This window comes from Lactococcus allomyrinae (genome assembly GCF_003627095.1).
Classification (GTDB): domain Bacteria; phylum Bacillota; class Bacilli; order Lactobacillales; family Streptococcaceae; genus Lactococcus; species Lactococcus allomyrinae.
On record NZ_CP032627.1, the window covers coordinates 2,251,313 to 2,268,254 of the forward strand.

The 16,942-nt window shown below is 37.9% G+C and carries 18 protein-coding genes, 2 tRNA genes and 1 pseudogene; 15 read left to right on the top strand and 6 right to left on the bottom strand.

Annotated elements, in window-relative coordinates; genetic code table 11:
• Positions 1-148: 148 nt before the first annotated feature.
• The gene (locus D7I46_RS10665; protein ID WP_120772856.1) at positions 149-415 is read left to right on the top strand and encodes a phosphocarrier protein HPr; all 267 of its coding nucleotides are present in this window, start codon (positions 149-151) and stop codon (positions 413-415) included.
• 2 nt (positions 416-417) lie between these two features.
• Positions 418-2,145 (top strand): phosphoenolpyruvate--protein phosphotransferase, encoded by a 1,728-nt coding sequence (gene ptsP / locus D7I46_RS10670; protein WP_120772857.1) that lies wholly within the window; start codon positions 418-420, stop codon positions 2,143-2,145.
• Between the two features lie 117 nt (positions 2,146-2,262).
• On the opposite strand, the gene D7I46_RS10675 is transcribed toward ptsP, so the two are convergent.
• The 3 genes from D7I46_RS10675 to D7I46_RS10685 all read right to left on the bottom strand — a co-directional run bounded on the left by D7I46_RS10675 (position 2,263) and on the right by D7I46_RS10685 (position 3,789).
• A complete protein-coding gene (locus D7I46_RS10675) occupies positions 2,263-2,562 on the bottom strand; it encodes a YbaB/EbfC family nucleoid-associated protein (protein WP_120772858.1) in 300 nt (99 codons plus the stop codon).
• A gap of 110 nt (positions 2,563-2,672) precedes the next feature.
• Positions 2,673-2,758, bottom strand: a tRNA-Leu gene (locus tag D7I46_RS10680).
• Positions 2,759-2,838: 80 nt separating this feature from the next.
• Positions 2,839-3,789: an alpha/beta hydrolase gene (locus tag D7I46_RS10685; protein WP_120772859.1), complete on the bottom strand. Its 951-nt coding sequence runs from the start codon at positions 3,787-3,789 to the stop codon at positions 2,839-2,841.
• Between the two features lie 227 nt (positions 3,790-4,016).
• Here D7I46_RS10685 and D7I46_RS10690 point away from each other — a divergent pair, with 227 nt between their 5' ends.
• The gene (locus D7I46_RS10690) at positions 4,017-4,337 is read left to right on the top strand and encodes a DMT family transporter (protein WP_120773356.1); all 321 of its coding nucleotides are present in this window, start codon (positions 4,017-4,019) and stop codon (positions 4,335-4,337) included.
• A gap of 206 nt (positions 4,338-4,543) precedes the next feature.
• Here the strand turns inward: D7I46_RS10690 and D7I46_RS10695 are convergent.
• Positions 4,544-4,638 (bottom strand) — tRNA-Ser (locus D7I46_RS10695).
• Positions 4,639-4,876: 238 nt separating this feature from the next.
• Here D7I46_RS10695 and D7I46_RS10700 point away from each other — a divergent pair.
• Together D7I46_RS10700 and argH are read left to right on the top strand one after the other, a co-directional pair.
• Positions 4,877-6,070, top strand: a complete 1,194-nt coding sequence (locus D7I46_RS10700) for an argininosuccinate synthase (protein ID WP_120772860.1) — start codon at positions 4,877-4,879, stop codon at positions 6,068-6,070.
• A gap of 38 nt (positions 6,071-6,108) precedes the next feature.
• Positions 6,109-7,488 (top strand): argininosuccinate lyase, encoded by a 1,380-nt coding sequence (gene argH, locus D7I46_RS10705; protein WP_120772861.1) that lies wholly within the window; start codon positions 6,109-6,111, stop codon positions 7,486-7,488.
• 58 nt (positions 7,489-7,546) lie between these two features.
• Here argH and D7I46_RS10710 read toward each other — a convergent pair.
• A pseudogene (locus D7I46_RS10710) lies at positions 7,547-8,754 on the bottom strand (multidrug efflux MFS transporter).
• Between the two features lie 229 nt (positions 8,755-8,983).
• On the opposite strand from D7I46_RS10710, the gene D7I46_RS10715 reads away from it, so the two are divergent.
• From D7I46_RS10715 to D7I46_RS10760, 10 genes are all read left to right on the top strand, one after another.
• On the top strand, positions 8,984-9,556 hold the full coding sequence (locus tag D7I46_RS10715) for a TetR/AcrR family transcriptional regulator (RefSeq protein ID WP_120772862.1): 573 nt from the start codon (positions 8,984-8,986) through the stop codon (positions 9,554-9,556).
• A gap of 159 nt (positions 9,557-9,715) precedes the next feature.
• Positions 9,716-10,069: a ribonuclease P protein component gene (gene rnpA / locus D7I46_RS10720; RefSeq protein ID WP_120773357.1), complete on the top strand. Its 354-nt coding sequence runs from the start codon at positions 9,716-9,718 to the stop codon at positions 10,067-10,069.
• Positions 10,066-10,875 carry a YidC/Oxa1 family membrane protein insertase gene (locus D7I46_RS10725; protein WP_120772863.1) on the top strand — a complete coding sequence of 270 codons (810 nt, stop codon included), beginning with the start codon at positions 10,066-10,068 and terminating at the stop codon, positions 10,873-10,875. The genes rnpA and D7I46_RS10725 overlap by 4 nt, the downstream gene beginning before the upstream one ends.
• Positions 10,876-11,129: 254 nt before the next feature.
• Entirely contained in the window at positions 11,130-12,044 is a 915-nt protein-coding gene (gene jag / locus D7I46_RS10730) for an RNA-binding cell elongation regulator Jag/EloR (protein WP_120772864.1), read from the top strand.
• 234 nt (positions 12,045-12,278) lie between these two features.
• Positions 12,279-12,413, top strand: coding sequence for a 50S ribosomal protein L34 (gene rpmH / locus D7I46_RS10735; RefSeq protein WP_003131818.1), 135 nt, complete (start codon positions 12,279-12,281; stop codon positions 12,411-12,413).
• A 295-nt stretch (positions 12,414-12,708) separates the two neighbouring features.
• Complete coding sequence (locus tag D7I46_RS10740) at positions 12,709-13,620, top strand: aldo/keto reductase (RefSeq protein WP_120772865.1); 912 nt, start codon at positions 12,709-12,711, stop codon at positions 13,618-13,620.
• 424 nt (positions 13,621-14,044) lie between these two features.
• On the top strand, positions 14,045-14,311 hold the full coding sequence (locus D7I46_RS10745; RefSeq protein ID WP_120772866.1) for an IreB family regulatory phosphoprotein: 267 nt from the start codon (positions 14,045-14,047) through the stop codon (positions 14,309-14,311).
• Complete coding sequence (gene ruvX, locus D7I46_RS10750) at positions 14,311-14,742, top strand: Holliday junction resolvase RuvX (protein ID WP_120772867.1); 432 nt, start codon at positions 14,311-14,313, stop codon at positions 14,740-14,742. Before D7I46_RS10745 ends, ruvX begins: the two co-directional genes overlap by 1 nt.
• A 156-nt stretch (positions 14,743-14,898) precedes the next feature.
• On the top strand, positions 14,899-15,222 hold the full coding sequence (locus D7I46_RS10755; protein ID WP_120772868.1) for a DUF1292 domain-containing protein: 324 nt from the start codon (positions 14,899-14,901) through the stop codon (positions 15,220-15,222).
• A gap of 201 nt (positions 15,223-15,423) precedes the next feature.
• The gene (locus D7I46_RS10760) at positions 15,424-15,894 is read left to right on the top strand and encodes a GNAT family N-acetyltransferase (protein ID WP_120772869.1); all 471 of its coding nucleotides are present in this window, start codon (positions 15,424-15,426) and stop codon (positions 15,892-15,894) included.
• A gap of 260 nt (positions 15,895-16,154) precedes the next feature.
• Here D7I46_RS10760 and D7I46_RS10765 read toward each other — a convergent pair whose 3' ends face one another.
• Entirely contained in the window at positions 16,155-16,940 is a 786-nt protein-coding gene (locus tag D7I46_RS10765; protein ID WP_120772870.1) for an SDR family NAD(P)-dependent oxidoreductase, read from the bottom strand.
• Positions 16,941-16,942 lie beyond the last annotated feature (2 nt).

A 16,942-nucleotide genomic window follows, 5' to 3' on the forward strand; every position in this document is an offset into this window, starting at 1 on the left:
GGAAAGACAGAGTAATTTATGAAAAAATCTTTGAAAACCATAAGCAGTTATTGCAAACCCTTTCGTTTTATGGTACAATTTTTAAAGTGATAAATATCCTCAGATATTATCAGTAAAAACGAAAAACAACCTAAGGAGAACCATAAAAATGGCATCTAAAGAATTCCACATCGTTGCAGAAACTGGTATCCACGCACGCCCAGCTACATTGCTCGTGCAAACAGCTTCAAAATTCACTTCAGAAATCACTTTGGAATACAAAGGTAAATCAGTAAACCTTAAATCAATCATGGGTGTTATGTCACTCGGTGTTGGTCAAGGTGCTGACGTTACTATCTCAGCTGAAGGTGCAGACGCTGACGATGCTATCGCAACAATCACTGAAACAATGACTAAAGAAGGACTTGCTGAATAATCATGACAACTATGCTTAAAGGTATCGCTGCATCATCAGGTGTAGCAGTAGCTAAGGCATACTTGCTTGTCCAACCAGATTTGTCTTTTGAAACAAAGACAATCACTGATACAGCTAATGAAGAAGCTCGCCTTGATGCAGCACTTGCTACGTCGCAAAGCGAGCTTCAACTCATTAAGGACAAAGCAGTAGAAAGCCTTGGAGAAGAAGCCGCAGCCGTATTTGATGCACATATGATGGTTCTTTCAGACCCAGATATGACTGCCCAAATCAAAGCGACAATTAATTCTAAATCTGTAAATGCTGAAGCTGCCCTCAAAGAAGTGACAGATATGTTTATCGCAATCTTTGAAGGCATGGAAGACAATGCTTATATGCAAGAACGTGCAGCCGATATCAAGGATGTGACGAAACGCGTTTTAGCCCATCTTTTAGGAGTAAATCTGCCTAATCCAGCTTTGATTAATGAAGAAGTTATTATCGTTGCTGAAGACTTGACGCCATCAGACACAGCTCAACTTGATAAGAGATTCGTTAAAGCTTTTGTTACAAACATTGGTGGACGTACTTCTCACTCAGCCATCATGGCGCGTACACTTGAAATTCCAGCTGTTCTTGGTACAAATAATATTACTGAACTTGTATCTGAAGGTCAGTTATTGGCTGTTTCAGGCTTGACTGGTGAGGTTATTCTTGATCCAACTCCTGAACAACAAGGTGAATTCCACAAAGCTGGTGAAGCTTATGCGGCTCAAAAAGCTGAATGGGCAGCACTTAAAGATGCCGAAACTATAACAGCAGATGGACGTCATTTTGAACTTGCTGCAAATATTGGTACTCCAAAAGACGTTGAAGGTGTTAATGATAATGGTGCAGAAGCAATTGGACTTTATCGTACAGAATTCTTGTATATGGATGCACAAGATTTCCCAACAGAAGAAGACCAATATAAAGCATATAAGGCCGTGCTTGAAGGCATGAATGGTAAACCAGTCGTTGTCCGTACAATGGACATCGGTGGAGATAAAACTTTGCCTTACTTCGATCTTCCTAAAGAAATGAACCCATTCCTTGGATGGCGTGCACTTCGTATTAGTCTTTCAACAGCTGGTGACGGGATGTTCCGTACTCAACTTCGTGCTTTGCTTCGTGCTTCTGTTCATGGAAAACTTCGTATTATGTTCCCAATGGTTGCACTTGTGACTGAATTCCGTGCAGCTAAGAAAATTTATGATGAAGAAAAAGCTAAGTTGATTGCTGAAGGTGTTCCAGTTGCGGACGGCATTGAAGTAGGAATTATGATCGAAATTCCAGCAGCAGCAATGCTTGCAGATCAATTTGCAAAAGAAGTTGATTTCTTCTCGATTGGTACAAACGACCTCATCCAATACACAATGGCTGCAGACCGTATGAATGAACAAGTGTCATATCTTTACCAACCTTATAATCCATCTATCCTTCGTTTGATTAACAATGTTATCAAAGCGGCCCACGCTGAAGGCAAATGGGCTGGTATGTGTGGTGAGATGGCAGGTGACCAAACAGCGGTACCGCTTCTTATGGGTATGGGACTTGATGAATTTTCAATGTCAGCAACTTCTGTGCTTCAAACACGTTCATTGATGAAACGTTTGGACTCTAAGAAAATGGAAGAGTTGTCTAATAAAGCTTTGACAGAATGTGCAACTTTGGAAGAAGTTGTCACTCTTGTCGAAGAATATACAAAATAATATTTTTTTATCCAAACAGAAAGCTGTCAGTATACTGACAGCTTTCATCATGCTTTGGGTGGTCACTAAGAAAACTACCCATTGAGAACGGGTAGCTTTTTATTAAAATTTATAAGATTAAAAAGGCAATCCTTTAGTAAATTTTCCGAGTTTTTGTTCAGTTACTTTTTCGATTTGTGAGAGCGCATCATTGACTGCGTCAGTTACCATATCTTGCAAAGTTTCAGGATCCTCAGGGTCAATCACATCTGCTTTAATATTGAGCGTCTTCAGTACTTTATCGCCGGAGAATTCAGCAACAACAAGTTCTTGAGCTGATTTACCAACGAAGGTAGTATTTGTGATTTCTTCTTGAGAAGCTTGCATTTGTTTTTGTAACTTTTGAGCTTGCTTCATCATGGATTGCATATTCATCATGGGAATCTTACCTCATTTGGAATTTTTGTTAAAATAAAAGTTTTCAACACCCTCCTATTTTATCATAAAAAAGAGAATAAAAAAACTCAGCCTTAGCTGAGTTATCCGAGTGCGGTGGGAGGGACTTGAACCCTCACGACCTAAAGCGGTCACAGGATCCTTAATCCTGCGCGTCTGCCAATTCCGCCACCACCGCAAAACAGTACCTTAATATAGTACCATTTTTGATATAAGCTGTCAAGAATAAAGTGGAAAGTTACTGGCGATTATATTGTCTTATTGGCCAGTACTGATAGGATTGTATTCATTCATAAATTTAGAGATAGTAGAGCGATATAAAGTTGGATTTGTTTCAAAAGATTTTGCGTGAGCTGCTCCTTTTACAATAAGTAATTTTTTAGGAACATTACTTTTGACTGCTTTATAATTATCATAAACCATGCGAGTAGGAACATAGGTGTCTTTACTTCCATGAATAAATAAGATAGGAAGTTTGTCTTTAGCTAGAGATTTTGTAGCGCTTGCCTCTTGGAAGAACCAACCTTGACGTATCTTACTTTCGAGTGAAACACTATAAACAAGTGGAAATGCTGGAACATTGTATCCAACTTTTCCTTGATAAGTAATCTCGTCCCAAGCATTGTCATAACCACAGTCTTCAATGATACTTTTGACTGTTTTAGGTAGTGTTTTTTCACCAGAGGCCATCATAACAGTAGAAGCGCCCATTGATAGACCGTAGAGGGTTATATCGCTTTGAGGATTTTTATTTGTCAGATAGTTTGCCCATGCAATAACATCATATTTATCGTGAAATCCAAAGCTGATAAAGTTTCCCTGAGATTGTCCAGCTCCTCGATTATCAGGCATTAAGACATTATAACCTAACTGATGGAAAAGTTCACCATACTGACGCATTGCTGTCTTATCTTGTCGAAATCCATGAACGACGATGACTGTTTTATCAGTGGCTTTATTAGCAGGTACATACCAAGCATCAAGTTTTAGTTTATCATTCTCAATCGTCACAGTTGTTTTGGGTAACATATTAAAGTTTTTAACTAGAGCATAGTTGGGACTTGTCGTTTTGACCTGACTGATAGGACTGTCGTTTCTTACACAAGCTACTCGGTAGAAATATAAGGTTGCTCCGATGTCAGCGATGATAAGTAGAGCGAAAATCCCGATTAACCATTGCCATATCCGTTTTTTTGTCAATTTTTTCATGAAACTTATTATACACGAAATTGGACATAAATACTATATTTGTCTAATTTTTATTTTACAAATCAGCTGAATAAATAGTGATTAGATATTTTAGATAAAATGTGTTAGAATAATAGAAAATAAATAATAACTCCACCGGGAGTAAATCGTAAAAGCGATTATTTGCATTTCAGTAGGTCTTGGAAGAAATGCAAATAGTCGTTTTTTCTTATATGGAGGAAGAAAAAATGACATGGTTATACTTACTATTAGCAGGTATTTTTGAAGTAGTGTGGGCAACCACAATGAAATTAAGTGAAGGTTTTTCTAATATAAAGTTTTCTGTTATGACTGTACTAGGAATGTTTGCGAGTTTTATTTTTCTAGCCCTTGCGTTAAAGAAACTCCCTTTAGGATTAGCTTACCCTCTGTGGACAGGGATTGGTGCAGTAGGGACAATTATAGTTGGGGTTTTATTATTTAAAGATGAAATACCGGCACTTACATGGGTTTTTGTTGGATTGCTTATCATAGGTATTTTGGGAATCAAGATGACAAGTGGGCATTGAGGTGATGAATTGGGTGAATAAAATAATCGAGATTGGTTAATTTTAAACAAAAAAACCTCCTGTTGAGGGTAAACAACAGGAGGAAAAGGAGTAAGTATGGTTAACCCAAAGTTTAGTATAGTTTAGAAAACTGGTAACTTTTGGTAACTCATAGAAATAAATTAAGAGTTTTTAATTAAATATAAATCTCATAATTCCGTGATATAGAAGGAGTCAAGGGATTTGAACCCCTGCGCCGCTTTACACGGTTCGCTGGATTTCGAGTCCAGTGCATTACCACTCTGCCATGGCTCCACTCCTTTATTTAATTATATTATACCATAGTTAATTCGCTTCTTAAAGTAATACGAGATAAGAAAATATGAAGTCAAGACTAAATTCAAGGCTTAGTGCTGCTGTATCTCCGACCTAAAAGGTCGGAGGATTAGCATGCACTTGTTTTGCTAAAAATAAAAGCGTATATTTATACAAAAATCTTGACAAATGAATAAATATGCCATATAATCGTATTTATATTAATTTTGAAAGAAGATGAGAAGATGGGGAATAAAAAAGTTGTATTAGCCTACTCAGGTGGTTTGGATACAAGTGTTGCGGTAAAATGGCTGAGTGACAAAGGATTTGATGTTATTGCAGCTTGTATGGACGTTGGTGAGGGAAAAGATTTGAATTTTATCCACGATAAAGCACTCCAAGTTGGGGCTGTGGAATCTGTGGTTATAGATTGTAAGTCAGAATTTGCTGAAATTTTTGTTGGTGCAGCGCTTAAAGGAAATTTAATGTATGAAAATAAATATCCATTGGTTTCTGCCTTGAGTCGTCCTCTGATTGCTGAAAAATTGGTTGAAGTTGCAAAGGGAATGGGGGCAACAGCGATTGCACACGGTTGTACGGGTAAGGGGAATGACCAAGTTCGTTTTGAAGTGGCTATTCATTCATTAGCGCCCGAGCTTGAGGTGATTGCACCTGTCCGTGAATGGCACTGGGCGCGTGAAGAAGAAATAGAATATGCGAACCAAAACGGTGTACCTATTCCAGCTGATTTGGATAATCCTTATTCTATTGATATGAATTTATGGGGCCGTGCAATTGAGGCAGGTGTGCTTGAAAATCCTTGGAATACCTGTCCAGAAGATGCCTTTTTCATGACGAATTCTATTGAAGATGCACCAAATGAAGCAGAATTCATCGAGATTGAATTTAAAGAAGGACTTCCCATTGCGCTCAATGACAAAAATATGCCATTGCATGAAATTATAAAAGAAGTGAATATTATTGCAGGAAAACATGGGATTGGACGGATTGATCATATTGAAAACCGGTTGGTTGGGATTAAATCACGTGAATTTTATGAGTGTCCAGGTGCAATTACACTATTAAAAGCGCATAAAGATTTAGAAGATTTGACATTTGTTCGTGAATTATCACATTTTAAATCAGTTATTGAAAACGAGTTATCTAACTTGATTTATAATGGTTTATGGTTTAACCCAGCGACAAAAGCTTTGATTGCTTATCTTGATGAAACTCAGAAGGTAGTTAACGGCGTGGTAAAAGTTAAATTATATAAAGGCTCTGCAACACCTATTGGTCGTAAGTCCTCTAACTCGCTTTATGATGAAAAATTGGCGACTTACACTGCTGCTGATGAATTTGACCAAGCTGCTGCAGTTGGTTTCATCAAACTTTGGGGGCTGCCAACTCAAGTTAACGCTCAAGTCAATACAAAATGATTCTGTCAGCATACTGACAGCTTTTGGAAAGTGGAAAAATGGTAGAAAAACTTTGGGGAGGACGTTTTGAAGCGTCTTTAAATAAACAAACTGAAGAATTTGGAGCATCAATTAAATTTGAACAAAGGCTTGCCCCTTTTGATTTACAAGGTTCACTCGCTCATGTGAAAATGTTGGGGGAAATGGGTATTATCTCTGCTGATGAAGCTGGAAAGATTGCAGATGGACTGACAGAAGTTGAGCAAAAGCTTATGAGTGGTCAAATCGAATTCAAAATTGAAAACGAAGATATCCATATGAACATGGAATCTTATCTTCATGATGAGATAGGCACCATAGCAGGAAAACTTCATACCGCTCGTTCCAGAAATGACCAAGTGGCAACAGATATGCATTTGTATCTGAAAAGTGTGCTGACAGAAGTTTTGTCAGTGCTGACAGAACTTCGTCAAACCATTGTCAATTTAGCTGTAAACCATGTTGACACTATCATGCCAGGTTATACCCATTTACAGCACGCACAACCTATTTCTTTTGGGCAGCATTTGATGGCTTATTATCAGATGTTTACACGTGATTTTGAACGCTTTGAGTTCAACATAAAACACACGGATATGAATCCTTTAGGAGCTGCAGCTCTTGCTGGAACAACTTTTCCAATTGATAGAGCACTGACAACTCAGTTGCTCGGTTTTGACAAAGTTTACACTAATTCAATGGATGCTGTCAGCGACCGTGATTTTATTTTAGAATTTCTGTCAAATTCGAGTTTACTGATGATGCACTTATCACGGCTTTGTGAAGAAATTTTACTTTGGTGTAGTTTTGAGTTTCAATTTGTTACTTTATCAGATGCCTATTCAACAGGGTCTTCGATTATGCCGCAAAAGAAAAATCCTGACATGGCTGAGCTTATACGTGGAAAAACAGGACGTGTTTATGGAAATCTGATGGGATTATTGACTGTCATGAAAGGCTTACCTCTTGCTTATAACAAAGATTTACAAGAAGACAAAGAGGGGATGTTTGACAGCTCAGATACTATCTTGACAGCTCTGTCGGTAATGACAGGAATGCTGTCAACAATGACTGTCAATGATGTAAACATGGAAAGTGCAACACAGAAAGATTTTTCAAATGCAACAGAACTTGCAGACTATTTAGCTACAAAGGGAATTCCATTTCGAGAAGCGCATGAAATTGTTGGTAAGTTGGTATTAGATTGCACTAAAAAAGGAATCTATCTTCAAGGTGTCAGTTTACAAGATTATCAGAAATTGTCAATGTTGATAGAACAAGATGTTTATGAAGTTCTGAAATCAAGAACAGCTGTTGCCAGAAGAACATCACTTGGTGGAACAGCTTTTGATTCAGTAAAATCACAAATTGAACAAGCAAAAAAAGAACTTCAAATTTGAAGTTCTTTTACAATTCAGATTGACAAACTTGCCAACTCCGTTGTGTTATATGCTGTGGTTAAGCATGGAGTTCTTTTTTTATTGGCAATTCTTTAGTATGTGTGAAGTAGTTAAGTAGATTGAAGATGACAAGAATTGCAGAGCCAATGAATACGTAGCGGTAGTCAATAAATCCAGCAATCGCGGAGCCTAAGAGTGGACCAGCAAACGCACCAATTGATTGAGCAGATTGATTGTAAGAAAAGATTCGACCAGTGACCTCTTGGGGGATTCTTTTGCTAAGATAGCTTGTACAGAAGGCAAGATAGCTGCATCGGAAATACCGACTAACAAGCGCATTCCTATCAGGAACCAAACATTTGTAGTTGTAGCGGTCGCCAAGAAAACAACCATAGAAAAGACCAACCCAAACCCAAGGATTCTTTTTTGACCAATTTGGTCCCCAAGCCTTCCCAAAAACGGTGCAATAACTAATGTTACGATACCTGGAGCAGCAGCGACAATACCTGCCATAAGTGTGATGTTTCCATGTCCATGCATTAACTCTTGAACATAAAGTGATAATACAGGATTGATGGACTGATTCGTCATGTTGGTAATGAGGGTAGTCAAGAACATCCCCCAAATAACAGCAGGGTGACTAATGACTTTCCAAACTTGTTTTGAAGTTAACATATTTTTCTTTTCGACAGGTTTGAAAGTTTCTTGGACGAAGAAAATAGTCATGATAAAGACAAGAAAATAGATAACTCCAGTTACAGTAAATACATGGCGATAGCCAGTAAAGCCAACTAAAATTCCGCCGAAAATTGGACCGATTAAGGTTCCTGCTACAGAGCCTGTAGTCAACAAAGACAAAACTGAACCAGATTTTTCCTTTGGAGTTGAACTTGCCATCAATGCCATTGAGTTGGAAATGAAACCAGAGAAAGCGCCCAGTAGCATCCGTAAAACAAGCAGTTGCCAAGCAGCGGTGACAAAAGCCATCAGTGAAATGGAGATCGCCATGCCTAGAGAAGCACGCAACAGCATGAGCTTTCTTCCCTTCTGGTCGGCTAATCTTCCCCATAAAGGTGAAACAATCGCTAAAACGACAAAAGTCGACGAAAAGATGAGTCCTGACCAAATGTTTAACTCAGTTTTTGAATAGTTTCCTAAAGTCCCAATATAGAGTGAGATAAATGGTGAGATGAGACTTGAGCCAATGCCGGTCATAAAAGTCCCGAACCACAAAACAATTAGATTTTTTTTCCATGCTTCTTTCATTTTTAATATATACTTCCTTCTTGAGAATATCTAATATTATTATAAAACTATTATTCGTAGTTTGTCAATGATAGATAGTTGCTTGAAAAATAATTGAAATAGTTTTATACTAATATTGTTTAATGTTTCAGGCGTTAAACGTTTGTATACTGCAAATAAACTAAAAAAAACGATTAAAGACATTGAATTTTCATGATTATCAGATGAAAATATCTTGGAAGGACGAATCATGGCGAGAATAGCACTAACACGAGAAAAAATTGTTCAAGCAACGATTGAATTAGCTGGAACGATTGGCTTAGGAAATGTAAGTTTCCCACGTCTAGCAGAATATTTTGGAATTAAAGCTCCTTCACTTTATAATCATTTCAAGAATATGGAGGAAGTACGTGTTGCGACAGCAGTATATTTGCAAAGAGCTTTAAACTATGAATTGACTCATGCGATGGTTGGACTAAATCCCTTGGATGCTCTGCGTGCTTATGCAGAAAGTTATAAAAAATTTGCAGAGCAATATGAATCCGTTTATGAGTTAGTTAATGTCATTCACCAGACTAACAATGCTGAGCTGGAGTTTCTGGCGAAAGAAAATATTCGTCTTGTTCGACGTAGCCTTGATAATTTTAATTTAACAGAGGATGAAAATTTTCATATCAGTCGGATGTTCAGATCTACTTTGCACGGTTTTATTACATTGACTCAGCTTGGTTATTTTCGAAACTCTGGTTCAATCTCAAAAGAGGAATCATTTGATTATATGGTAAACCAGTTGTTGGCGCCTTTAGCTTTACGTAAGCCATAAATTGATAAGATTCAAAAACTCCTGTCATTATTGACAGATTTTTATTTCATAAAGATTAAAATAGTTAATGAAATTATAGCGTTTTCATACCAGAAAGTGACTTTTCATCAACTTTATGATAAAATTAAAACGGTAATTTCTAAGATGGGAGAGGGTGGCTTGGCTATTAAAAAAACATATCGCGTGAAACGCTCAAAAGATTTTGACCAGATTTTTTCAGCGAAACATAGCTTTGCCAATAAAAGATTCGTTATTTACAAACTAGATGCTAGTCAACCTCACTTTCGTGTGGGGTTTTCAGTAAGTAAAAAATTAGGGCATGCCGTTCAGCGTAATCGTGTTAAACGTCTGCTACGTCATGCTATTGCTGAATTTGCACCTTTTCTAACAGATGAAGATTTTGTAGTCATTGCAAGAAGTGGTGTTGAAAATCTTAGCTTTGATGAGGTAAAGAAGAATCTAAAACACGTCCTGAAGTTATCAAAAATCTATGTAGATGGAGAAAACGATTGAAAAAGAAACTTACTTTGGTCGGAATAACGGGAGCTGCTCTTTTGTTACTCACAGCCTGTGGGACACAAGCGGTAACAAGTAGCTCAAGCGGATTATGGGACCAAGTTGTATATGGCTTTGCACAAGTCATTCGTTTCTTGTCTTTTGGCGGATTGACCGGTATCGGCATTATTCTATTCACAATTATCATTCGAGCGGCCTTGCTCCCATTGATGAATGTCCAAATCAAATCTAGCCAGCGTATGCAAGAAATTCAGCCTGAAATTAAAAAAATTCAGGCTAAATATCCAAGCAAAGATGTGGAATCTCGTCGTTTGATGAACGAAGAAATTCAAAAACTTTATGCAGAAAATAAAGTTAATCCTTATATGGGATGTTTGCCCCTTTTGGTTCAAATGCCAGTGTTGTGGGCACTTTATCAAGCATTATCTCGTGTGGATTTCTTAAAACACGGTACTTTTCTTTGGTTTGATATTGGTGCAAAGGATCCAACATTTATCTTACCTATATTAGCGGCAATTTTTACTTTCTTAAGTTCTTATTTGATGATGAAATCTGCACCAGAAAAAAATGCAATGACAACATCAATGACTTATATTATGCCAATCTTTATCTTGATTATGGGTGTTAATTTTGCGGCAGGTATTGCACTTTACTGGGTAATTTCAAATGCTTTCCAAGTATTCCAAACAATGTTGCTTGCTAATCCGTATAAAATTATCGCGGCTCGTGAGGCAAAGGTAAAAGCCGAAAAAGATAAAGTAAGAGCTCGTGAAAAAGCAATGAAAAAGGCAAGAAAAAAATAAAAAGACCTGTGGCAATTTTTATTTTAATTGGAATTTTATCTGGTACTGCTTAACTTTTGGGAAATCATCTGAGAACAGAGCTTGTGCTTAATGATTAGCATGATTCTGTGAACAAAGAAAATTTTGTTTTTCTCATTTTGAAACACGGTAGTATAGAAGCAGTTCGACTAATTATTTTATTGTATAAAATAATCAGTTGAACGAGTATAAAAATTGTCAAGCGGGAATTATCATATTACAGGAGTAGTTTTAGTATGGCTATTTTTACTGGTGAAACGGTTGAGGACGCAATCGAGCGTGGTTTAAATCGATTAGGTGTCAAACGTGAAAATGTTCATATTCATATTGAACAAAAAGAAAAAAAAGGTTTCTTAGGTTTTGGAAAAAAACGTGCTCGCGTTAATATTGAGGCAATCCAAGAAGAAACTGTTCGTAAGGCGGATCATTTGGCTCAGCGTGGAGTCGATGAGAGTATTAATCTTGGAGTGCCTAAAGCAAAATCTGCAATGGAGGCAACTCTTGAACTCAGCCAAGTTGTAAAGGCTGTACGTGCAGCTGAAAAAGAACAAGAAGGTGAAATCACTGAAGAAGAGCGTGATGCAATCATTGCAGCAGCCAAGAAAACAGTAGTACAAAATCGTCAATCGACAGCGAACTTATCAGATGTTGTAGAGGCGGTTAAAGATGAGGTTAAATCTAAAAAAGAGATTTCAGGAGAAGAAGAAAAAGTTGCTTCTAAAATCTCAAGTTATTTAACAACGATTACTCAAGAAATGGGAATTGCAACGCGTGTTTCAGTCTCACGAGATGGTAGTCTTACTGTATTCAACCTGACTTCAGATCATGATGCTTTACTAATCGGTAAGCATGGTAAAATTTTGCAAAGTTTGCAAATTCTTGCGAAAGCTTATGCTAACAGCATTCTCAATACTCGGATGAATATTGCTGTTAATGTTGGGGATTATCATGAGAAGCGTAAAGCTTATATCGTCAGCTTGGCTCATCGTGCAGCGGAACGCGCTCGTGGTGGGGAAACAGTTTATATCAATGACTTACAATCTAATGAGCGTAAAATTATTCATACAATCATTGCACAGGAGAATGGAGTTTCAAGCCACTCTGAAGGGCAAGAATATAATCGTTATATTGTTGTCGCTAAAGAGATTTAGCCTTGACAAAAAATCTCTCATAGTGTAGAATTGTAAGGTATGCTTTTTGAAGCGATAAACTAAGATGAAAGGAACACCGAAAAGGTGGAGCTACTTTCTACAAAATAAGTGGTGCAAAAGCGAGCGGTTTGAAATTTTGTTTAAATAAAAAGAGTGTTTATAAAACTTTCTTGGAAAAACAATAAAAATCGTTGAGCTGCGCCTAATAAGTGAAGTAGCCCAGGGACTTATATAATGAAACGTACTTACCAACCACACAAAAAATCTCGTAAGACTACTCACGGATTCCGTAGCCGTATGGCAACTAAAAACGGACGTCGTGTCCTCGCAGCTCGTCGTCGTAAAGGACGTGCTTCACTTACAGTTTAATCAAAAGAATTCTGAGATTAAAGTTACGGATTGAGCTTTGTTTAACAAAATATCCGTTATTATTTGTAAATGAAATTAAAGCCAGCGTTTGCTGGCTTTTTTGTTTTTCAAATATCATAGGTTTAAGTTAAGCGATTTCAAAAATTATGATATAATGAGTTTATCATTAAAAATTTAATTGAGCTCGTCTTTTTGAAGTCAGAGATAGGTTTAGCGGTAAATAAACTGCTATGCCAGAATAACAAATTCATGATTTTAAAGAGGTAGAAACTCATATTTAAAGGAGTATTTTCTCATGAAAAAGTTCAAAATTGGTGATTTAGAGGCTTCTCAAATTATTTTGGGTTGTATGCGCATTAATGAAGAAGGTAAAAATCCTGTAGCTGTAATTGAGACAGCGGTAGAAAATGGGATTAACTTTTTTGACCATGCAGATATCTATGGTGGTGGAGAGTGTGAGTCTATCTTCGCAGGTGCGCTTGCTAAGTCGTCGGTAAAACGTGAGGATATCATCGTTCAAAGTAAATGTGGTATTGTTCCTGGAAAAATGTTTGATTTTTCAAAAGAACATATCATTGACTCTGTTGAGGGAAGCTTGAAGCGTCTTGATATAGATTATTTGGATGCTTTGCTTTTGCATCGTCCAGATACACTAGTTGAGCCAGAGGAAGTAGCTGAGGCTTTTTATGAACTTGAAAAGGCAGGCAAAGTGCGTTATTTTGGGGTATCAAACCAAAATCCAGGACAGGTAGAACTTTTGAAGACGGCTGTGAAACAACCTTTGTTGTTTAATCAACTACAATTTGGACTTAAACATACAGGGATGATTGACGCTGGGATTCATGTGAATATGTCAGATGAGGGTAGCTTTGTTCATGATAATGGTGTGTTGGAGTATTCCCGTATTAATAATATGACAATTCAGGCTTGGTCACCTTTCCAATATGGATTCTTTGAAGGTGTGTTCGTTGGCAATGAAAAATTCCCAGAATTAAATAAAAAGCTGGAATTTTATGCTGAAAAATATGGTGTAACACCGACTGGCATTGCTATTGCGTGGATTAATCGTCATCCAGCAAATATTCAAACGATTATTGGTACAATGACCTTGAGTCGTATTGAGGAAGTAGCTGCGGCTTCGGAAGTAGTGCTGAGTCGAGAAGAATGGTACGATTTGTATATGGCTGCTGGAAATATTTTGCCTTAAAAGAGAATTTTAGTGGGGATACCGACTAGAGAAAGCGGGCAACTAGTGGGTGTAATAAATGTAGACCGTTCGTAGAACGGCGCACGAAGTGCGTGCTGTGGCATCTTTTGTAGGGTAAATTAGCTACAGTGGAAATAATTGAATTTGCTTAAAAAATAACGTATAATTAACGTATATCTAAGAAATTTTTAATGATGGTTTTTGGTTTGCATAGATCGTCTGATTGTTGCACCTAAACATTTTAAAAATTTTCATACTGGCTTGTGAAAGTGGATATTCTTAGATTTTTAGAAGCTGGATATATAAGTTTTACCATAAAGCTGTAGAATGGTTTTATTGGTGTGGGCTGCGTTATGAATTAATTCGTTGTAATGGGCTTATAGTTGCATTTGGCTTTGCCAGATGATTTAAAAGGAGGTGTCTTATGGGCTTTACAGATGAAACAGTCCGTTTTGAATTTGGCGATTCGGACAAGAAAGAAATTGGCGAAACACTTGTCAATGTATATAACGTGCTTGAAGCAAAGGGTTACAATCCAATCAATCAAATCGTGGGTTATGTTTTGTCAGGAGACCCTGCTTACATCCCTCGTCATGATGATGCTAGAAACAAAATTCGTCGTTTTGATCGTGATGATATTGTTGAAGAGTTGATTAAGGATTATCTTAAAGCACATGGTGTGAATTTATAATGTTTGCACGAATTTTAGGACTTGATGTTGGTACAAAAACGGTTGGAGTGTCAGTGAGTGATTTGCTTGGTATGACTGCGCAACCTGTAGAAACGATTAAAATTGACAGTGAAGCTGGCAATCTTGGTTTTGTGCGTCTTGAAGCATTGATTAATGAGTACAAGCCGAATAAGATTGTGTTAGGGCTTCCTAAGCATATGAATGGTGATGAAGGAATTCGAGCGGAAGCTTCACGAGATTATGGAACTAAAATCACTGAAGAATTTGGGATTGAAGTTGATTATCAAGATGAACGACTAACAACTGTTCAAGCTGAAAAGGTGTTGATTGATGGCGGGGTGCGACGCAAAGACCGTAAAAAATCAATTGATAAGTTAGCAGCGGTACTGATTTTGCAGAATTATCTTGATGCACACGCTTTGAAAATGTAAGTTTTACACTGGTGAGTGTAGATTTTGCTGACAGATTTCTGTCAGTACATTTGTGCTGTATTTTATCGGGAAAAGATTTGCTGACAGAAATTTGTTAGTTCATAGTGAGCTGATAGGGTTTTGTCAGTTAAAATGTCAAAGAAAAAGGGAAATAAAATGACTCATACACATGACCACGAACATGAACATAATCATGAGGCTGATTACATTACATTAGTTGATGAGAATGGAAATGAAAGTCTTTTTCAAATTTTGATTACCATTGATGGGCAAGAGGAATTTGGTAAAAATTATGTTGTTCTTCAACCCACAGAGTTTGAAGAAGATGAAGATGGCTTGATTGATGTACTAGCTTACTCTTTCACTGAAAATGAAGATGGGACAGAAGGTGATTTGCAACCAATCCCAGAAGATGCTGAGGATGAGTGGGATATGATTGAAGAAGTTTTCAATAGTTTCATGGACGAACAGGAAGATTAATGGCTGACTGCAAATAAGCGGACTTGCAACGATTGGACAAAGCTTTGGGTGGTTGTCAGATGGTACTAGAATGTAACGTTAATCCGTTGTTGCTTTTATGATGTGGTCATAATATCATTCTTGAATGAATAAATAAAAGCTGTCAGCATACTGACAGCTTTTTTGAGCTTAAAATTGTATAATATTTTGTGAGGTGAGTGAATGAAAATAAGAAAAGCAGAGATTAAAGATTGTCCTAAATTATTGGTGTTACTGACGGAGATTGGTCGGTTTCATTATGAGCGGAGACCAGATGTTTTTCGGGCTGATGCTGGGAAATATTCGCTGACGGATTTGTCGGAAATGCTGACAGATGCAACAAAACCAATCTTTGTAGCTGTTTCTGATTGTGATGAGGTTTTGGGATATGCGATGTGTCAAGTCAAAGAAAATACAGAGCATACTGTGCTTGCTCCATATAAAGTTCTATATTTAGATGATTTATGTGTGGATGAGAATGCACGCAAATTGGGTGTAGGTGGTCGGTTGATGGATGTTTTGATTGATTTTGCACGCGAGAAGCATTGTTCTAGAGTTGAGCTGAATGTATGGGAAATGCCAGATTCCGCAAAGGAATTTTATGAACATCATGGTTTCAAGACACAGAGGCGAGAGATGGAGTTTTTGCTATAATGAAGTCAAGACTTATTCAGTGGGGGAGTCAACTCATCGCTGAATTTTAGGGTACAACCTCACATCAAAGGTATGAGGTTACCCTGTTTCTGAAGTCTAAGCGTTAAAATGCCAAGACTCTAGGGTAATCGGACGAAATTCGATGTGTTTCATCCCCTACCTATGAGGTAGAGGTGTTGCGACTGCAAGCACGCAAGGTGGAGAGCGTACGCATTTACTTCGATAAATAAAAAATCGGAAAAATCCGATTTTTTATTTATTTATTTTTTACCAAACTTACGTTTTAAACCATTTTTTGCGATGTCTTTGAGATTTTTTCCCATCAGCCCAGGTTCATAGTTGTCAATGACAGTACCGTCAAAATTGATAAGTTCGGCATTATGATTTTTTCCATCAAAGAGAAAGCTTGTGATGTTCTCTGCGGCTTCGTAAGGGGTTCTGACCATGCCGCCTTCGCCAGCTGTTGCTCCATTAAGGTCAGTGGCAATCGCGCCCGGCATGATGCCGAAGATTTGGCGCTTGGATTTGTCCTTTTCAAATTGATGACCGAACGCGAAAGTCATGGCATTTTGCGCGGCTTTGCTGGTCACATAAGCGAGCGGCATCCAGTATTTTTGCGAGACGGGGATGGTCACGTTGAGGATTTTTGCGTCGGCTGACAGGCTGTCAAGGAGGTTCGTGATGACCGCGTGCGTGCCGAGAAAGTTGGTGTTGAGCGTTTCTTGCAGATCGGCAGTCGTGTAGTCAAAGGGCGATTTGCTCATGTCGAGCGCGCCTTTTTCTGTCGCGATGTTACCCGCAATCCCTGCGTTGTTGACAAGAATATCAATGTCTGACAAATCTGACAGACTTGCTAATCCCTCTAAGTCGTTCAAATCAACTTTGACAAAAGTTGCTGACAGCCCGTCAGCTTGTAATTTTGCGACGGCTTCTTGTCCGCGAGCTTCGTCGCGCGCGCCGAGCAAGATGTCGTAGCCACGCTTGCCAAGATTTTGTGCAATCGCAAAACCAATGCCTTTGTTTGCGCCAGTAATCAGTGCTTTCATTT